The 16,699-nt window shown below is 75.4% G+C and carries 18 protein-coding genes; 10 read left to right on the top strand and 8 right to left on the bottom strand.

Annotation, left to right across the window (positions count from 1 at the left end):
* Window positions 1-12: 12 nt before the first annotated feature.
* Window positions 13-594, bottom strand: coding sequence for a hypothetical protein (locus tag ACI791_RS12590; protein WP_456586341.1), 582 nt, complete (start codon window positions 592-594; stop codon window positions 13-15).
* Window positions 595-773: 179 nt separating this feature from the next.
* Between ACI791_RS12590 and ACI791_RS12585 the strand changes: the two genes are divergently transcribed.
* Entirely contained in the window at window positions 774-3,005 is a 2,232-nt protein-coding gene (locus tag ACI791_RS12585; RefSeq protein ID WP_456586340.1) for an MMPL family transporter, read from the top strand.
* 38 nt (window positions 3,006-3,043) lie between these two features.
* Window positions 3,044-3,742 carry an LmeA family phospholipid-binding protein gene (locus ACI791_RS12580; protein WP_456586339.1) on the top strand — a complete coding sequence of 233 codons (699 nt, stop codon included), beginning with the start codon at window positions 3,044-3,046 and terminating at the stop codon, window positions 3,740-3,742.
* A 12-nt stretch (window positions 3,743-3,754) separates the two neighbouring features.
* On the opposite strand, the gene ACI791_RS12575 is transcribed toward ACI791_RS12580, so the two are convergent.
* From ACI791_RS12575 to ACI791_RS12565, 3 genes are all read right to left on the bottom strand, one after another.
* A complete protein-coding gene (locus ACI791_RS12575; RefSeq protein ID WP_456586338.1) occupies window positions 3,755-4,483 on the bottom strand; it encodes a hypothetical protein in 729 nt (242 codons plus the stop codon).
* A 311-nt stretch (window positions 4,484-4,794) separates the two neighbouring features.
* Window positions 4,795-6,396, bottom strand: a complete 1,602-nt coding sequence (gene nhaA / locus ACI791_RS12570; RefSeq protein WP_456586337.1) for a Na+/H+ antiporter NhaA — start codon at window positions 6,394-6,396, stop codon at window positions 4,795-4,797.
* Window positions 6,397-6,467: 71 nt separating this feature from the next.
* Window positions 6,468-7,316 carry an aminotransferase class IV gene (locus ACI791_RS12565; RefSeq protein ID WP_456586336.1) on the bottom strand — a complete coding sequence of 283 codons (849 nt, stop codon included), beginning with the start codon at window positions 7,314-7,316 and terminating at the stop codon, window positions 6,468-6,470.
* Window positions 7,317-7,354: 38 nt separating this feature from the next.
* Here ACI791_RS12565 and ACI791_RS12560 point away from each other — a divergent pair, with 38 nt between their 5' ends.
* The 7 genes from ACI791_RS12560 (at window position 7,355) to ACI791_RS12530 (ending at window position 12,453) form a co-directional block, all read left to right on the top strand.
* Window positions 7,355-7,813, top strand: a complete 459-nt coding sequence (locus ACI791_RS12560) for a Fur family transcriptional regulator (RefSeq protein WP_456586335.1) — start codon at window positions 7,355-7,357, stop codon at window positions 7,811-7,813.
* On the top strand, window positions 7,810-8,931 hold the full coding sequence (ygfZ, locus tag ACI791_RS12555) for a CAF17-like 4Fe-4S cluster assembly/insertion protein YgfZ (RefSeq protein ID WP_456586334.1): 1,122 nt from the start codon (window positions 7,810-7,812) through the stop codon (window positions 8,929-8,931). The genes ACI791_RS12560 and ygfZ overlap by 4 nt, the downstream gene beginning before the upstream one ends.
* A gap of 76 nt (window positions 8,932-9,007) precedes the next feature.
* Entirely contained in the window at window positions 9,008-9,568 is a 561-nt protein-coding gene (locus tag ACI791_RS12550; protein ID WP_456586333.1) for an RsiG family protein, read from the top strand.
* 68 nt (window positions 9,569-9,636) lie between these two features.
* Window positions 9,637-10,656 carry an asparaginase gene (locus ACI791_RS12545; RefSeq protein WP_456586332.1) on the top strand — a complete coding sequence of 340 codons (1,020 nt, stop codon included), beginning with the start codon at window positions 9,637-9,639 and terminating at the stop codon, window positions 10,654-10,656.
* A gap of 88 nt (window positions 10,657-10,744) precedes the next feature.
* The gene (locus ACI791_RS12540) at window positions 10,745-11,206 is read left to right on the top strand and encodes a helix-turn-helix domain-containing protein (protein ID WP_456586331.1); all 462 of its coding nucleotides are present in this window, start codon (window positions 10,745-10,747) and stop codon (window positions 11,204-11,206) included.
* Between the two features lie 34 nt (window positions 11,207-11,240).
* A complete protein-coding gene (locus ACI791_RS12535) occupies window positions 11,241-12,017 on the top strand; it encodes a hypothetical protein (RefSeq protein WP_456586330.1) in 777 nt (258 codons plus the stop codon).
* A 148-nt stretch (window positions 12,018-12,165) separates the two neighbouring features.
* Window positions 12,166-12,453 (top strand): DUF2516 family protein, encoded by a 288-nt coding sequence (locus tag ACI791_RS12530; RefSeq protein ID WP_347058121.1) that lies wholly within the window; start codon window positions 12,166-12,168, stop codon window positions 12,451-12,453.
* Window positions 12,454-12,584: 131 nt separating this feature from the next.
* Here ACI791_RS12530 and ACI791_RS12525 read toward each other — a convergent pair whose 3' ends face one another.
* Entirely contained in the window at window positions 12,585-13,424 is an 840-nt protein-coding gene (locus tag ACI791_RS12525; RefSeq protein WP_456586329.1) for a spermidine synthase, read from the bottom strand.
* Window positions 13,421-14,290, bottom strand: a complete 870-nt coding sequence (locus tag ACI791_RS12520; protein ID WP_456586328.1) for a class I SAM-dependent methyltransferase — start codon at window positions 14,288-14,290, stop codon at window positions 13,421-13,423. The genes ACI791_RS12525 and ACI791_RS12520 overlap by 4 nt, the downstream gene beginning before the upstream one ends.
* Before the next feature lie 34 nt (window positions 14,291-14,324).
* Here ACI791_RS12520 and ACI791_RS12515 point away from each other — a divergent pair, with 34 nt between their 5' ends.
* Entirely contained in the window at window positions 14,325-15,332 is a 1,008-nt protein-coding gene (locus ACI791_RS12515) for a UDP-N-acetylmuramate dehydrogenase (protein ID WP_456586327.1), read from the top strand.
* Window positions 15,333-15,338: 6 nt separating this feature from the next.
* Here the strand turns inward: ACI791_RS12515 and ACI791_RS12510 are convergent, their stop codons facing one another.
* Window positions 15,339-15,605, bottom strand: a complete 267-nt coding sequence (locus tag ACI791_RS12510) for an N-acetyltransferase family protein (RefSeq protein WP_456586326.1) — start codon at window positions 15,603-15,605, stop codon at window positions 15,339-15,341.
* A gap of 235 nt (window positions 15,606-15,840) precedes the next feature.
* Window positions 15,841-16,626, bottom strand: coding sequence for an SDR family oxidoreductase (locus tag ACI791_RS12505; RefSeq protein WP_456586325.1), 786 nt, complete (start codon window positions 16,624-16,626; stop codon window positions 15,841-15,843).
* Between the last annotated feature and the right edge of the window lie 73 nt (window positions 16,627-16,699).

The following is a 16,699-nucleotide window of genomic DNA, read 5'->3' as shown; positions in this document are numbered from 1 at the left end:
GGGGGATCTTCCTCAGTCGGACGGGCCGGCGGTCGTGGGGGAGGCCTCGGACGGGGCGGTCCCACCCGACCGCGGCGCTCCGGAGCCATCCGGCTGCGGCGGCAGGTCGCCGGGCAGGGCGGTGTCGGTCTCGCAGCCGTCCAGGTCGTCGCGCAGCCGTCCCTCCAGCGGCTGCAGCTCTCTGATCGCCTGGTCCAGACCGGAGATGTCCAGGCCCGCCGCGGCGTCGCCCAGGTCGTCGATGACGTCGACCAGGTCACTGGTCCCGTTCACGACGCGCAGGCAGGCCTCGTTCACCGTGATCTCGGCGCTGGCCCCCGGGCCCTCGCCGCCCGGCGAGGACGGCTCGGCCGCACCGGTGCCGGCCGGGGACTCGGCGGCGGTGGCCGGTACCGGCGGCGGGTCCTCGCGGAGCAATCCGAGCAGGATCGCGCCTCCGAACAGGCCCGCGACGAAGGCCGGGGCGACCAGCCACCACGTCTTCGGCGCGCGCCCCGGCCGGCCGCCGGATTCCTCGCGGTCGAGGGTGGGCTCGTCGGCAGCGGCCGGTGCTGCGGAGGCACCGGACGTCGGCTCGGTGCGGTCCTCGGGCATGGGGATGTCCTTCCGCCTGCAGGTCGTCCCGGATCGCCCTACCCTCCTCCCACCACCGGTAGTCGGTGCCGGTCACAGGCTGGGAGGCCGTGTTGACTGCACGGTCGGCAGCGCGATCTGCGGTGCGGGCGCCGGTCCGAGGGCTGTCCGCCGTCGGCAGGGGGCTCCGCTCGGCCGTGGTGACCGGCCGGTGGATCGTCATGGGCCTCTGGCTGGCCGCCGCCGTCGCCGCCGTGCTGCTGCCGACGCCGTCGGGCGGGGGCGGCAGCAACAACTTCGGCAGCCTGCTGCCCGTCGGGAGCGAGGCAGCCCAGGTGCAGCAGCGCTCCCTCACCGAGTTCCGCGTTCCGGTGCTGTCCCAGACCGCGGTCGTCGTCCACGATCCGGGCGGGCTCAGTGCCCTCACCCGGGCCGACATCGCCCTGTGGGCGCTCCAGCACACCCAGGCCACCCTCCGCAGCGAGGCCCCGACCGCCGACGGGAACATCGTGGCCGCGGTGCCGCTGCCCACTTCCACCCCGGAGACGGCGGTCACCTACCTGTACACCACCGGCGGCACGTCGCTGGCCGACGGCACGGCGCTGGCTCGCCAGTACGCCCAGCACTTCCGCAACCAGCCGGACGTGCAGACCTACGTCACGGGCATCACCCCGGCGCGGGTGCAGCAGGCCGAGCACCTCGAGGCGCGGCTGCACCTGTTCGAGGTGGCGACCCTGGTGCTCATCGCCGTCGTCGTCGGGCTCACCTTCCGGTCGGTCGTGGCGCCCCTGGTGGTGCTGGCCGCCGCCGGGATCGGCTACCTGCTGGCCGTGCACCTCCTCGCGAGGGCGGCCGCCGCTTTCGGCTTCGCGCTGCCCGACCAGCTCCAGCCGCTCACCGCCGCCCTGCTCATCGGCGTGGTCACCGACTACTGCGTCCTGTTCTTCTCCGGCATGCGCCGTCATCTGGACACCGGGCTGGCGCCGCACGAGGCCGCCCGGCGCACCGTGACCACCGACGGCCCGATCGTCGCGGTCGCGGGCATCACCGTCGCGGCCGGGACCGCCGCGCTGCTGGTGGCCGACTTCGAGCTGTTCCGGGCGTTCGGTCCCGCGCTGTCGCTCACCGTCGTGGTCGGGGTCGTCGTCTCGCTGACCCTGGTCCCGGCGGTGATCGCCGTCCTGGGGCCGTGGCTGTTCTTCCCGTCGGGCGTGGCGCGGGGCGGAGCACTGGACCGCCGGGCCGGACGGGGCGCCCGCTGGATGGCGCGGAGGACCTCCACCCGCCGCGGCGCCTGGGTCGCCGTGCTGCTCGGGGTGGGCGTCCTGGTGCCGGCGACCCTGCCGCTGTCGGACCTGCGGCTGGACCTGTCGTTCGTCTCCGGGCTGCCCTCCGGCGATCCGGTGCGGGAGGGAGCGGAGATCCTCGACGACGCCGGCGTCCGCGGTGTCGTGGCACCCACCGAGGTGCTCGTGGAGGCTCCCGGCATCGCCGAGCAGCGGGACGCGCTGGAACGGCTGCAGGAGCTGCTGGAGACGCAGCCGGGCGTGGCCCAGGTGCTCGGTGCCGCCCAGAACCCGCTGCCCGAGGAGTTCGGGATCGTGTTCTCGGCGGACGGCGACCTCGCCCGGTTCGTGGTGATCCTGGACAGCGATCCGCTGGCGGCCGACGCCATCGACGACCTGGCCCTCCTCCAGGACCGGTTGCCCGACCTGCTGGAGCAGGCCGGCGTGGAGGGGGCGACGGCGGGGGTGGCCGGGCAGACGGCGGTCGCCGCGGAGCTCGCGCTGATCACCCAGGAGAACCTCCGGCGCACCATGCTGGCGGCGCTGGTCGTGGAGTTCGTCATCCTGGCGCTCTACCTGCGTGCGTTGCTGGCGCCCCTGCTGCTGCTGGCCACCAGTGCGCTGGGGGTGGCCGCCGCCCTCGGGATCTCGGTCCTGGTGTTCCAGGAGCTCCTCGACGACCCGGGGCTGACCTTCTACGTCCCGTTCACCACGGCCGTGCTGCTGCTCGCGCTCGGCTCCGACTACAACGTGTTCGCCGTCGGGTCCATCTGGGAGGAGGCGGCCCGCCGGCCGTTGCGCGAGGCGATCGCGGTGGCGATGCCGGCCACCGCGCGCGCCATCAGCGCGGCGGGGGTCATCCTGGCGGCCACCTTCGCCATGGTGGCGATCATCCCGCTGGACAGCTTCCGGCAGGTCGCCTTCATCATGGCCCTGGGCCTGCTGATCGACACCTTCCTCATCCGGCCGGTGATCACGCCGGCCGTCCTCACCCTGCTCGGCCGTGCGGCGGGCTGGCCCAGCAGGCGGATCCGGACCTCCGGCGGCACCCTGGACGCGGCGCAGCAGGACACCCTGCTGGAGGAGCGTGACGCCGGGATCGTGCCGGAACGGCAGCCCGCGGTCACCGGTGGACCGAGCGCATGAGAGGGACGGACATGGCCCGGCGGCTGGGAGGCCGTGGCGTGGGGATCGCCCTCGGCGTGCTGCTGGGCACCGTGCTGCTGCTGTGGGGAGCCGACCTGCTGGCCCGCCGTGCGGCCGAGGGGCTCGTCGCCCAGGCGCTGCAGGAGCGGACGGGGACGCACGAGGAGCCGGAGGTCAAGGTGCGTGGCCCCCTGTTCCTCCCCCAGGTCCTCCGCGGTCGCTACGACGAGGTGGAGATCGCCATGCAGGAGGTCACCTCCGGGCCGCTGCGGATCACGTCCGTCGACGCCCGGCTCACCGACGTCTACCTGTCCTTCCACGACCTCCTGCGCGGTGACCCCGACCGGCTGCTCGTCACCGGCACCGAGGCCGAGGCCTTCCTGAGCTACGACGACCTGAACCGGTACCTCGACATGACCGGGCGTCCGCTGTCGCTCGAGGAGGCCGATCCCGGGGAGCTGCGGGTGACCGGGGCGGCGGACCTGCTCGGCAGCACGGTGGAGGCCTCCGCGGATGTCGACCTCGGCGCGGACGGGGACACGCTCGTCGTGGAGCCCAGGCGCTTCAGCGGCGTTCCCGGCCTGGGCGGGGTGAGCGAACTGCTGCTCGCCGAACGGTTCACCTTCCGGGTGCCCCTGGACCCGCTGCCCTTCGCCCAGCGGATCACCGACGTGCGACCCACCGACTCGGGGGTGCAGGTCGACGTCGTCGGGGACTGGGTGCTCATCGGCCCCTGAGCGACGCTCGGCTCAGCCGCGGGGCGGCACCGGGTTGACCGGGTCGTCGCCGAGGCCCACCGGGTCGGCCGGGGCCGCGCGGACGACCTCCAGCGCCGGCGTGGCCAGCAGCTCGGCGATGCACGTCGCCGTTCCGCCCACGTAGGTGCTCACCAGGTCGATGTCGGTCGCCACGAGCCAGGTACGGTCCGACGGCCACCACAGGTTGGCGCTCTGCTCCGAGGGCTCCCGCGCCAGGTTGCGGGTGGCATCGGTGACCCCGCCCCGCACGAGGACGACGTCGCGCGCCCCGGGCAGCGGCAGCGTCGGCAGACCGCGCACGGCGTCGGCGTCGAAGCCCGCCCAGCGGCCGAAGAGGCAGCTGCCGGGGACGGCGGTGTGCCGGGCGAGCACGCCGGCCATGCGCCCGGCGACCGTGGTGGGCAGGTGCCCCTCGGCGGGAGCGCCGTCCCACGTGGGCGGCTGGCTGTCCTCGGTCAGGTACTCCCAGCCGCCCGTCACCGCGGGCCACTGCATGAGCGGATGGGCGACGGTGCCGTTGACGGCGGCGACGGAGGACCAGGTGACCTCGACGTCCTCGTCGCCGTCGTACCGGTAAGCGGGATGCAGCACCCGGGCGTACGCGGGGAAGACCGGGGGCACGAGCGAGCCGACGGTGCCCCGGTCCTCGTGGGCGACCGCTCCGGCGATCCAGGTGCCGACCGACACATCGGTCTCGACGGGGAGTCCGCCGAGCTGCACGCCGACCTCCCCGGAGAACGGACAACCCCCGGGCTGCTCCGCGGCGCCTCCCTGAGGGGGCAGCACGCGGGCCGACTGGACAAATGTCGGCGGCCCGGGGGTCGGGTGACTGTCCGGTTCTCGCTCGCCGCCGTACGACGGACGGGCGATCATGCCGTCGTTCGGATTCCCATCCGAACGGGCGGCCCATCTGGACGGCGGCTAGCGGACAGCCACCTCACGAGTCCTGTAGCTCAGCAAGTTACGGACCACCTCCTCTCTCGTGTACGACGACGGTACGTCGGCGCGGAGGGCTCCGGCAACCGGATTTGTCAGCCGTCAGCGAACGGCCTGGCCGGCCGTCCCGGAGGCGGGGTGCCCGCCCAGTCGGGGTCGTGGTCGGCCTCGTCGTCGACCGTCTCGTAGGGGGCCGGCGGTGCCTCGCTCGTGCCAGCGGCGTCGGTGACGCCCCGCCCGGGCGGGGGTGCGCCCTTCCAGCCGGGGTCGTGGTCGGCCTCGTCGTCGACCGTCTCGTACGCGGGCGGGGGAGCGTCGTCCTCGTCCCCGCGCGGAATCCCGCCGAAGGTGTGGCCCGGTGGGGTCGCACCCTCCCGCTCGTGCTCGGCGCGGTCGTCGACGGTGTCCCAGGCGTCCGGGATCCCGTCCCGGTCGACGTCGCGGCTCTCCGCCGCGTACATCTGCTTGTAGCGGCGGTTCCGCAGCCGCAGGATGACTCCGGCGAGCACGGCGGCGAGCAGCGTGCCGAAGAGGATGCCGATCTTCGCGTGCTCGTAGCTCTCGCTCTCCGCGCCGTAGGCGAGCTCGGTGATCAGCAACGACACCGTGAAGCCCATGCCGCCGAGCAGGGCCAGGCCAACCACGTCGGCCCAGCCCAAGTTCTCGTCGAGCTGCGCCCGGGTGAAGCGCGCGATCAGCCAGGTGGCCCCGGTGATGCCGATCGCCTTGCCGGCCACCAGGCCGACCATGATGCCGATGGCGATGCTGTCGCCGAGCGACTCGCCCAGACCGGAGAGCCCACCGACGGCCACGCCCGCGGAGAAGAAGGCGAACACCGGGACGGCGATTCCCGCCGACAGCGGCCGGATGCGGTGCTCGAAGTGCTCAGCGAGCCCGGGTCCGGCGTCCGGTCCACCGGCCGCGGCGCTGCGGACGACCGGAACGGTGAAGGCCAGCAGCACGCCGGCGACCGTGGCGTGCACGCCCGACTCGTGCATGAGGACCCAGGTGGCCGCCGCGAGCGGCAGCAGCAGCCACCAGGAGCGGATCCGCTTCTGCACGAGGAAGCCGAAGATCGCCAGCGGCACCAGGGAGAGCAGCAGGGCCGGGACGACGAGCTGGGCGGTGTAGAAGACCGCGATGACGACGATGGCCAGGAGGTCGTCGACGACGGCAAGGGTGAGCAGGAAGGTGCGCAGCGCGCTGGGCAGGTGGGTGCTGATCACCGCGAGGACGGCGAGCGCGAAGGCGATGTCGGTGGCCGACGGGATCGCCCAGCCACGCAGGGCGCCCTCCGGTCCGCCGAGGTTGAGCAGGACGAAGAACAGGGCGGGCACCGCCATCCCGCCGACCGCCGCGGCGATCGGCAGCGCCGCACGGCGCGGGTCGCGGAGATCCCCGGCGACGAACTCGCGCTTCAGCTCCAGACCGGCGACGAAGAAGAAGATCGCCAGCAGCCCGTCGGCAGCCCAGGTGCCCAGCGTGAGGTCAAGGTGCAGCGCAGCCGGCCCGACGCGGGTGTCGCGCAGGGCCTCGTAGGACTCCGCCCAGGGGGAGTTGGCCCAGATCAGCGCGATGGCCGCGCCCGTCAGCAGCAGGACGCCGCCGACGGTCTCCTTGCGGAGGACGGAGGCCACCCGGCTGGCCTCGGTCCAGGAGCCGCGCCCGAAGAGGCGGGCGGGTGCGGGCGATGTCATGCGGCGGCTCCGTGGGGAAGGGTCGGTGAAGGGGCTGCCGACCAGACTTCCCGGCTCACCTCCCGTTCACGTTACCCGGCGAGCAGTTCTCGGACCCGTCGGGACAGCCCGGCGTCCCCCCGGCGCACCCCGTCGAGGGTGTGCACCGGTGCGGCGCCGCGCACCCCGGAGAGCAGCCACACGGCGTCGGCGGCGTGCAGGTCGTCGACCGTGCCGGCGGTGACGGCCGTGGGCCAGCCGTCGGCCTCCGCCCTGGCGAACAACCGGGCCTGGGTGGTGCCGGCGAGGATGCCGGTGTCCACCGGCGGCGTGTGCAGGGTGCCGCGGGCGGCCCACACGACGGTCGAGGTCGGGCCCTCGAGGACCAGCCCCTCGAGGCTGGTGAAGACGACGTCGTCGGCGCCGAGGTCGTGCGCGTGGCGCCCTGCCGCCATGTTGACCGCGTAGGACAGGGTCTTCGCGCCGCCGAGCAGCCACGGCGCCCGGGCGCGGAAGTCGGCGGGCACCCCCAGCCCGAGGCTGACCACCGACAGACCCTCGGCCCGCTGCCGCAGCGTCTCCTGCGGCACGGGGGCGAGCAGCGCGAGCGCGGTCGGCGGGGCGCCGTCGCCCGGCCCACGCGTGAGGAACAGGCGGCACAGGCCCTCGGTGCCGGCGTCCCAGTCCCCCAGCACCGCGGCGACCAGCGCCGACCAGACGGCGTCGCCGGGGGAGTCCAGCCCCAGGAGGGCGGCGGAGCGGGCGAACCGGGCCAGGTGCGCGTGCAGGTGCGGGGTGCGCCCGGCGACGACTGCGACGGACTCGAAGACGCCGTCCCCGCGGCCCAGGCCCTGGTCGAAGGCGGTCACCACCGGATCGCCGGCGGGAACCGCCACCGCCGCGCCGTCCCGCCAGACCGCCACCCTGCGCTCCTCCGTCACGCGCCCAGCCTGCCGCACCCCCGGCATAGGCTCTCGCCATGGGCACGGACGACGTCGCCGCGCCGCTCGCCGAGCAGTTGCGGGCCCGCGGCCTGCGGCTGACCCCGCAGCGCGCGCGGGTGCTGGCCGCGGTATCGGCGCTGGCGCACGCGACCCCGGAGGCCATCGGCGCGCGGCTGCGGGAGGAGGCCGGCCCGGGCGGCAGCGCTCCGGACACCTCGACGGTCTACCGCACGCTCGAGCTGCTGGAGCGGCTCGGCCTCGTGTGGCACACCCACCTGGGGCGGGGGGCGCCGGTCTACCACGCCGCCGAGCGGCCCCACCTGCACGTGGTCTGCAACTCCTGCGGGGAGATCTCCTCGGCGGCGCCCGACCTGCTCGACGAGGCGGCGGAACGTCTGGCGGCCGACCTGGGTTTCACCGTCGACGTCGGTCACGTCGCCCTCTCCGGCACGTGCCGCGCCTGCCGAGACCGCGCCCGAACGGAGTCGCCATGACCACGCCCTCGCCCCTGCTATCCCGACCGGGGGCCGTGCCCGTCGAGGTGGGGCCGGAGGCGGCCCGCGCCGTCGCCGCCCACTACGGCGACCCGCTGCGCGAGCAGCGGGTGCTGGCCGAGGGCGCGGGTCTGGTCGACCGCAGCGACCGCGACGTGCTCGCGGTGCCCGGGGCCGACCGGCTGACGTGGCTGCACAGCATCACCAGCCAGCACTTCGAGCGGCTGGGCGACAGCACGGGCAGCGAGGCGCTGGTGCTCAGCCCGAACGGGCACGTGGAGCACCACCTGGTGGTCACCGAGCTGGCCGGCACCACCTGGGCCGACGTCGAGCCGGGCACCGGGGCGGCGCTGCACGCCTTCCTCGAGCGGATGCGGTTCATGCTGCGGGTGGAGCCCCGGCTGGTCACCGACGCCTGGGCGCTGCTGGGCGTGGTCGGGCCCGAGGGCCCGGCGGTGCTCGCGGCGGCGGGGCTGCCCGTGCCGGAGGTGGCCTACGGCGTGGTGGCGACCGGCGGTGGCTGGGTGCGGCGGATGCCGGCCCTGGGGGACGGGACCGCCGCGGCGTTCGACGTCCTGGTGCCGCGGGCCGACGTCGGGGTGGTCGCCGACCGCCTGCTGGCCGCCGGGGCCCGGCTCGCCGGGGTGTCGGCGTACGAGGCGCTGCGCGTCGAGGCCCGGCGGCCGCGCTTCGGGACCGACAGCGACCACCGCACCATCCCCAACGAACTCGAGTGGCTCACCACCGCCGTGCACCTCGAGAAGGGCTGCTACCGCGGGCAGGAGACCGTCGCCCGCGTGCACAACCTCGGGCGCCCGCCCCGCCGGCTGGTGCTCCTGCACCTGGACGGCGTCAGCGAGGACCTCCCGGCCCCCGGCGAGCCCGTCCTGGCCGGCACCCGCACGGTCGGCCGGGTGGGCAGCGTCGTCCGCCACCACGAGCTCGGCGTGGTCGCTCTGGCGCTGGTGAAGCAGTCGGTGGCCCCGGGCACCGCGCTCACCGTGGGCGGTTCGACGGCGGCCGTCGACCCCGACGACGCGCCGTCCGGGCCCGACGACACCCAGGCGGCGGCGCGTGACCGCGTGCGGGCCGTCCGGTCTGGGACGATCCCGCAGTGAGCCCGCCGCACCGCCGGCGCCCACCGATCACCGCCGATGCCCGCGTGCCGGGCGTCCCGCCCCTGGAGGCCACCCCGTGAGCCCGAAGCCGTCCCCCGCCGGCGGTGCCGCCGTCGACGCGCTGCTGGACCCGTCGTTCCTGGAGTCCGCGGTCCAGCGGCCGATGAGCGACGTGCGGCGGCTGCGCCGCGAGGCGGAGCAGCAGGAGGTCAACCTCTCCTACACCCGCCGCCTGCTCCAGGGCCGGCTGGACATCGTCCGGCGCGAGCTGCAGCGGCGGGCCGAGCACGACGGGCGGTCGCTGGTGGACCTCCTGCCGGAGATCCTCGCGGAGAAGGGCCGGGGCCCTGCGCACGGCCTCGGGCGGCACCAGACGGTCCAGCCGGCCGACCCGCAGGAGTACGAGTCCTGGGTGAACTCGCTGACCCCGGGTGCCGACCTGTCGGCGATCACCGAGCTCTCCGGCGACGAGCTCGAGGAGGCCGCGCGCTCGCTCGCCGAGGCGGAGAAGGGCCTGTCGGAGCGCCGGCGCGGGGTGCAGCAGGTCATGGACGGGCTGGCCGCGGAGCTGGGCCGCCGGTACCGCGACGGCGAGGCCGATGTCGCCGCCCTGCTCGCCGACGAGGGCCGGCACTGAACGAGAACCGCCGCGCTCCTGCGGAAGCCGCGGCGCCGGCCGACCCCGTCCAGAGCCTCGCCCCGAGCGTGCGAGGGGTGCCGGGGACGGGGTCCTCCGATGTGCAAGGAGGCCCTTCCTCGTCACGGTGGCCGGACAGCCCCGTTCTCGTCGAGGTGTGGCGGTCGGGGTTCCTGGAGTCGGTCCACCGGGGAGCGCTCGTGGTGTTCGGCGCGGGCGGGGACGTGCTGCTGGCCGCGGGGAACGTCGACCGGCCGGTGCTGCCCCGCTCGGCGAACAAGCCGGTGCAGGCGACCGCGCTGCTCGCCGCGGGCTGGGCCCCGCGTTCGGGCGAGGAGCTCGCCGTCGGCGCGGGCTCGCACAACGGCGAGGACGGTCACCGCGAGCTGGTCGCGGGGATGCTGGCAGCCGTCGGCCTGGGCCCCGGCGACCTCGGCTGCCCGCCGGCCCTGCCGCAGCACGAGGGGACGAGGGCGGGCTGGCTCATCGCCGGCCGGGCTCCGGACCGCCTGGCGATGAACTGCTCGGGCAAGCACGCGGCGATGCTCTCGGCGTGCGTCGCCGCAGGCTGGCCGACCGTGGGCTACCTCGACCCCGTGCACCCGTTGCAGCAGGCGATCGAGTCGCGGCTGGGCGAGGCGGCCGGGGAGCAGGTCGCGGCGATCGTGGTCGACGGCTGCGGGGCTCCGCAGCACGCCCTGTCGCTCACCGGCCTGGCCCGTGGGGCGCTCTCGCTCGTGCAGGCGCGCGGGGGCTCGCGGGACCGGGCGGTGGCCGACGCGATGCGGGCGCACCCCTGGTTCGTCGCCGGCACCGGCCGGGAGGACACCGACCTCATGCAGGCGGTGCCCGGGCTGCTGGTCAAGGGCGGCGCGGACGGCGTCCACGTGGCGGCGCTGCCCGGGCGGGGAGCGGTGGCACTGAAGCTCGACGACGGTGGGGACCGAGGGCGGACCCCGGCGCTCACGGCGGGGCTGCGCCGGCTCGGCGTGCCGGCCGAGGTGCTTGCTCCGTGGGCGCGTCCACCGGTGCCGGGGGGGAACGGCGTCGTCGGCGAGGTCCGGGAGAGCTCGACGCTGGCGGTCTGAGCTGCGACGTCGAGGTGTGAGGGTGTTCACGCCCGGGTGCTAACAGATCCGCTTGCAAGAGCAAGCGCGCGGGGTTAGCGTGGTGTTTGTGCAGACCCCCGGTGACTTCGTCCGCGAACAGGTGACGACGGTCCGCTCGACGGTGGACCGGGTCGCCGGCAGCGTGGCCGACTCGGTCGCCGACGCCTCCGGCGTCTCGGCGGTCGGCTCGGTCGGCGACTTCATCCGTGAGCAGCGCAACGCCGCGCGCGTCTCGCTGCGCGAGCTGGCCCGCACCGCCGGCGTCAGCAATCCCTACCTGTCCCAGGTCGAGCGGGGCCTCCGCAAGCCCTCGGCGGAGATCCTCGCGTCGATCGCCCGGGGCCTGAAGATCTCGGCCGAGACGCTCTACGAGCAGGCGGGGATCCTCGACCGGCGTACCGGGAACCCGGACACCGTGGCGGCGATCCGCAACGACGACGCGCTGTCCGAGCGGCACAAGGCCGTCCTGCTCGAGCTCTACGAGACCTACGTCCGCGAGCACCGGGCGTCGTCCCCGGCCGCCAGCTGAACGTCCCCCACCCTTCCACTCCCAAGGAGTCGGCATGACCCCCACCCAGACCGTGAAGCAGTACGGCGAGTTCGCCGTCGCCCAGAGCCGCACCCTCGCCGAGCAGGCCCGCACCCCGCTGCTGGCCTTCGTCGGCGCCGGTGACCTGGCCGTCGAGCGGGCCCGCACCGTCGTCGCCTCGTTCCGCTCCAAGGCCGAGGCGCTGCCCGGCGAGGCCCAGGTCCAGGCCGACCTGGCCGTGAAGGAGGCCCGCACCCGGGCCACCGAGGCGGCCGGCAGCGCCCGGACCACCGCCCAGCAGCTGGCCACCGCCGTCCGTCCCGAGGCGCTGCGCAGCACCGTCGCCGAACTGGTCGAGCAGGCCCGCAGCCAGGCCGTCACGACCGTCGAGACCCTGGCCGAGCGTGGCGCCGAGGTCGTCGAGGACCTGCGCCGCCAGCCCGGCGTCCGCCGGATCGTCCGCCGCGCCGAGCAGGCCGTCGACAGCGTCGAGGACACCCTCGACGACGTCCTCGAGGACACCGCGGAGGCCGTCGTCGAGGCCTCCAACGAGGTGACCTCCGTGGCGCAGAAGACCGCGGCCAAGGCCACCAAGGTGGCGGCCGAGGCCGAGGACAAGCTCGAGGACGCCGCCGACGCGACCAAGGACGTCGCCGAGGAGGCCGTCGCGGCGCCCAAGGCCCGCACCACCGGCAAGAAAAGCAGCGCCGCCGCGCGCAAGTCGCCGGCCGACGCCACCTCGGCCCGCGTGACCCGGGCCCGAACCGCCAAGCCGGCGGACCCGACCGCGGTGCCCACGAAGAAGAGCTGACGTCCCCCGGACGTCGGACCACCGACCAGGGCCCCGGAGCTGCGACCAGCGCTCCGGGGCCCTGTCGCGTCCCCGGCCGTCCCTCCTCGGGGGTGAGTCGGCCCGCGCAGCGGGCCGGGGTGCGCCCGGGCGCGGGTAGGCTCGCGGCATGGGCCTGTTCGACGGATGGCTGCTGCTCATCCTGTACTGGGCGTCGCTGGCGCTGACCGCCTGGGCGTTCGTCGACGCCCTGATCCGGCCCGCCTCCGGGTACGTGGCGGCCGGCAAGCTGACCAAGCCGGGGTGGGCCGCGATCACCGGTCTCGCCCTGCTGATCATCTTCTGGCAGAAAACGCCGATGTCCCTGCTGGGGCTGCCCGCCGTCATCGCCGCGACCGTCTACCTGGTGGACGTGCGGCCCGCCGTCCGCGGCCTGAGCAGCGGGAACAGCTGGTAGCCGGCGCACCCCCTGCCGGCCCGCCTCAGGGCTGGTCGTCGGCCGGCATCAGCACCCGGACAGCAGATGGGCGCTGAGCTGCGGCCGAGGAGCACGCATGGGCGGCTCCGGGACCGCCTCGTGGTGGCTGCTCAGCGGCCGAACACACCGGCGGGCGGCTCGGGCGAGGCCTGGGCGTCGTCGTCGGAGACCGGGCGGGCGTTGCCCGTGAACCGGTCGAGGTCGGCGCCGTCGACCACGCGCGACGGCATCGGGTCGCGCGCGCAGGCGCGGCTGAGGTCGGCCAGCGGCAGCTCGGCGTCGGACGCGACGGCGACCAGGTTGCCGAACCGGCGGCCGCGGAGCGTGCCCGGCTCGGCCAGCAGGCACACGTGCCGGAAGGCGGCGCGCAGCGTGGCGACCTGCCCGCGGGCGAACCGCAGCGGCGGGCCGTCGGCGACGTTGGCCGCGTAGACGCCCCCGGGGCGGAGCACCCGGGCGACCTCGGCCACGAACTGCGCAGTGGTCAGGTGCGCCGGGGTCCGGGCGCCGGCGAAGACGTCGGTGACGACGACGTCGGTGCTCGCCGTGTGCATCGTCCCCAGCGCCTCGCGGGCGTCGGCGGCACGGACCCGGATGCGGGCGTTCCGGGGAAGGGGCAGGAACTCGCGCACCAGCTGGGTGAGCGGCTCGTCGATCTCGGCCACCCGCTGCCGGGAGCCGGGCCGGGTGGTGGCGAGATACCGCGGCAGCGTGAGCGCACCTCCGCCCAGGTGCACCACGTCCAGGGCGGCGCCGGGCGCCGCGGCGAGGTCGAGCACGTGCCCGATCCGGCGGACGTACTCGAACTCCAGGTGCGCGGGATCGTCGAGGTCGACGTGCGACTGCGGGGTGCCGTCAACCAGGAGCATCCACGACCCGTCGCGATCGGCGTCCGCGAGCAGCTCGGCCGTGCCGCCCGCGACGGCGACCGGCCCCGGCGGCAGCCTCACGCCCCGACCGGCGCGACCGCCGACCAGCGCACGGTGACCTCACCGTGCCGCCACCGCCGGCTCGAGCCCACCAGCGGCCAGCCCTGTTCGCCGAGCGCCTCCACCGCGGCGGTCCAGCGCTGGCGGGGGCCGAACGCGCTCATCCCCGCCGCGGCGGCCCAGGTCGCGTCGAAGGCGCGCAGGAACGCGTGCACCGGCTGCCCCGGCACGTTGTGGTGGATCAGCGCCTTGGGCAGGCGCTCGGCGAGGTCCGACGGCGCCGAGATGTCGGACACCCGGGCGGCCAGCGTGAGGGTGAGCGGGCCGTCGGCATCCAGCGCCACCCACGCTGAGCGGCGACCCCACTCGTCGCAGGTGCCCTCGACGACCAGCCCACCGGGCGCGAGCGCCTCGCGCATCGTGTCCCAGGCGCGGGCGGCGGACTCCTCGTCGTACTGCCGCAGCACGTTGAAGGCGCGGACCAGCACCGGCTGCAGCCCGGCCAGCTCGAACCCGCCCACTCGGAAGTCCACCCGGGGCGGGTCCCGGTCGGCCGCCACCGCCGCCACCCGGGCGGGATCGATCTCCAGGCCGACGACCTCCAGGCCGTCGACCTCGGGCGCCAGCCGCTCCACCAGCTCCAGCGTCGTCACGGCGGACGAGCCGTAGCCGAGGTCGACCACGAGCGGCCGCGCCGAGTCGCGCAGCCGCGGCACCTGGGTGGCCAGCACCCAGCGGTCGACCCGGCGCAGCCGGTTGGCGTTCGTCGTCCCGCGGGTCGGGAGGCCCAGGGCCCGGGCCCGCCCGGCGGCCAGCCGGGGCGCCTTGCGCGGCGGCTGAGGGGACAGCGAGGCCCGGCGCTTGTGCTCGTCGCCCGCCTCGCTCACCGGAGGGAAGCGTAGTCCCGGCTACCGTCGACCCGTGCAGGTGCGATCCGACGTCCCGCTGGCGGAGTTGACGACCCTCGCCGTCGGCGGCCCCGCCGAACGGCTCATCGAGGTGGAGACCCCGGCCGAGCTGGTGGCGGCGGTGCGCGACGCCGACGAGGCCGGCCGCCCGCTGCTGCTCGTCGGCGGCGGCTCGAACCTCATCGCCCCGGACGAGGGCTGGCCCGGGGACGTCGTGGCAGTGCGCACCCGGGGCATCCGGCGGGACGGCGATGCCCTCACCGTGCAGGCCGGGGAGAACTGGGACGCGCTGGTCGCTTACACGGTCGAGAACCGGCTGGCCGGCATGGAGGCGCTCTCGGGCATCCCCGGCTCGACCGGCGCCACGCCGGTGCAGAACGTCGGCGCCTACGGGCAGGAGGTCGCCCAGACCATCACCGCCGTCCGCGTCTACGACCGCGCGGAGAAGGGCGAGCGCGCGCTCACCCCCGGCGAGTGCGGGTTCGCCTACCGCGACAGCCGGCTCAAGCGCGAACCCGGTCGCTTCGTGGTCCTCGAGGTGAGCTTCGCCCTGCACCCGGGCGCGCTGTCCCGGCCCGTCGGCTACGCCGAGCTGGCCCGCTCCCTGGGGGTGGAGGTCGGGAGCAGGGCACCGCTGACGGCGGTCCGCGAGGCCGTGCTGGCGCTGCGCCGCGGCAAGGGCATGGTGTGGGACCCGGCCGACCCCGACTCGCGCAGCGCCGGCTCCTTCTTCACCAACCCGATCGTGCCGGCCGAGCGTGCCGTGGACGGCTGCCCGAGCTGGCCGGCCGGGAACGGGCAGGTCAAGCTGAGCGCCGCCTGGCTGGTGCAGCACGCCGGCTTCGGCCGCGGCACCCGCGCGGGCCACGTCGGGACGTCCTCCCGGCACAGCCTCGCCCTGACCACCGAGGACGGCGCCACCGCCGCGGAGCTGCTCGCGTTCGCCGAGAAGGTCGTCGCGACCGTGCAGGAGAGGTTCGGCGTCACCCTGGACCGGGAGCCGACCGCGGTCCGGCCCTGACCGCGGTCAACCGGCGCGCAGGTCCAGGTACATCACGTGCAGCCCGACGTAGCCCTGCTGCGGGTGGTCGAAGGCCTCGGGGACGGTGCCGACGATGCGGAAGCCCAGCGACCGCCACAGCGCCACGGCCGCCGTGTTGGTCTCGACGACGGCGTTGAACTGCATCGACCGGTAGCCGGCCTCGCGTGCCCAGGTGACGACGTGCTCACCCAGGGCGCGGCCCACACCGCGTCCCTGCGCCGCCGGGCCGACCATGAAGCTCGCGGTCGCCACTGGGAGCCGCGCCCCGGGCGGTTGGGGCCGGCCTTGGCGGTGCCCAGCACGGAGTCGCCGTCGACGGCCACCACCGTGCGGCCTGGGGGCGGCGCCATCCACAGTGCCCGCGCCTCGTCGGACGACAGCCCCGCCGGGTAGGTGTAGGTCTCACCCGCGTCGACCACCGCGCGGAAGACCGGGAAGATCGCCGGCCAGTCGGCGTCGGTCGCCTCGCGGATCTGCACGGGCCGGCTCATCCGTCCCGCGCGACCTTGTGCTGCGCCGCCTGCGCCCGCGGTCGCACGACCATGAGGTCGACGTTCACGTGGTGCGGCCGGGTCACGGCCCAGGCGATGCAGTCGGCGACGTCCTCGGCGACCAGGGGCTCGCGCACCCCGCGGTACACCGCGTCGGCGGCGTCGGCGGAGCCCAGCCGGTTCAGCGCGAACTCGTCGGTGCGCACCATCCCCGGCGCGATCTCGATGACCCGCACCGGCTCGCCCACGAGCTCCAGCCGCAGCGTCTCGGCCAGGGTGTGCACGCCGTGCTTGGCGGCCGTGTACGACGCCCCGCCCTCGTAGGAGATCAGCCCCGCGGTCGAGCTGACGAACAGCACGTCGCCGGCGCCGGAGGCCCGCAGGGCGGGCAGCAGCGCCCTGGTCACCCGCACGGTGCCGAGCACGTTGACGTCGTAGGTGCGCGCCCACGAGTCGAGGTCGGCGTCGGCCACCGCATGGGCGTCGAACGCCCCGCCCGCGTTGTTGACCAGCACGTCGACCCGGTCCAGGGCGTCGGCGAACGCCGCCACGGACCGCGCGTCGGTGACGTCGAGCGGCACGGCCCGGGCGCCGGTCGACTCCGCCAGCGCGGCCAGCCGGTCGGCGCGGCGGGCCGCGGCGACGACCTCGAAGCCCTCGGCCGCCAGCCGGGCGGCCGTGGCCGCGCCGATGCCGCTGGAGGCGCCGGTGACGACGGCGGTGCGCCCGGTGCCGGGCAGCGGGCGGTACCCCGACGGGGCGGAAGGTGAGGGACCTGACATGTGCTCATCCTGGCGCTGATGCAGGATGGGGGACCGACAGGGGTGCCGACAGCGAACCCTCGCGGGAGCAGAG

The sequence above is a fragment of the Blastococcus sp. SYSU DS0973 genome (assembly GCF_054051055.1).
Note: the sequence above shows the minus strand (reverse complement) of the source record. Positions and strands in the feature narration are given on the sequence as shown.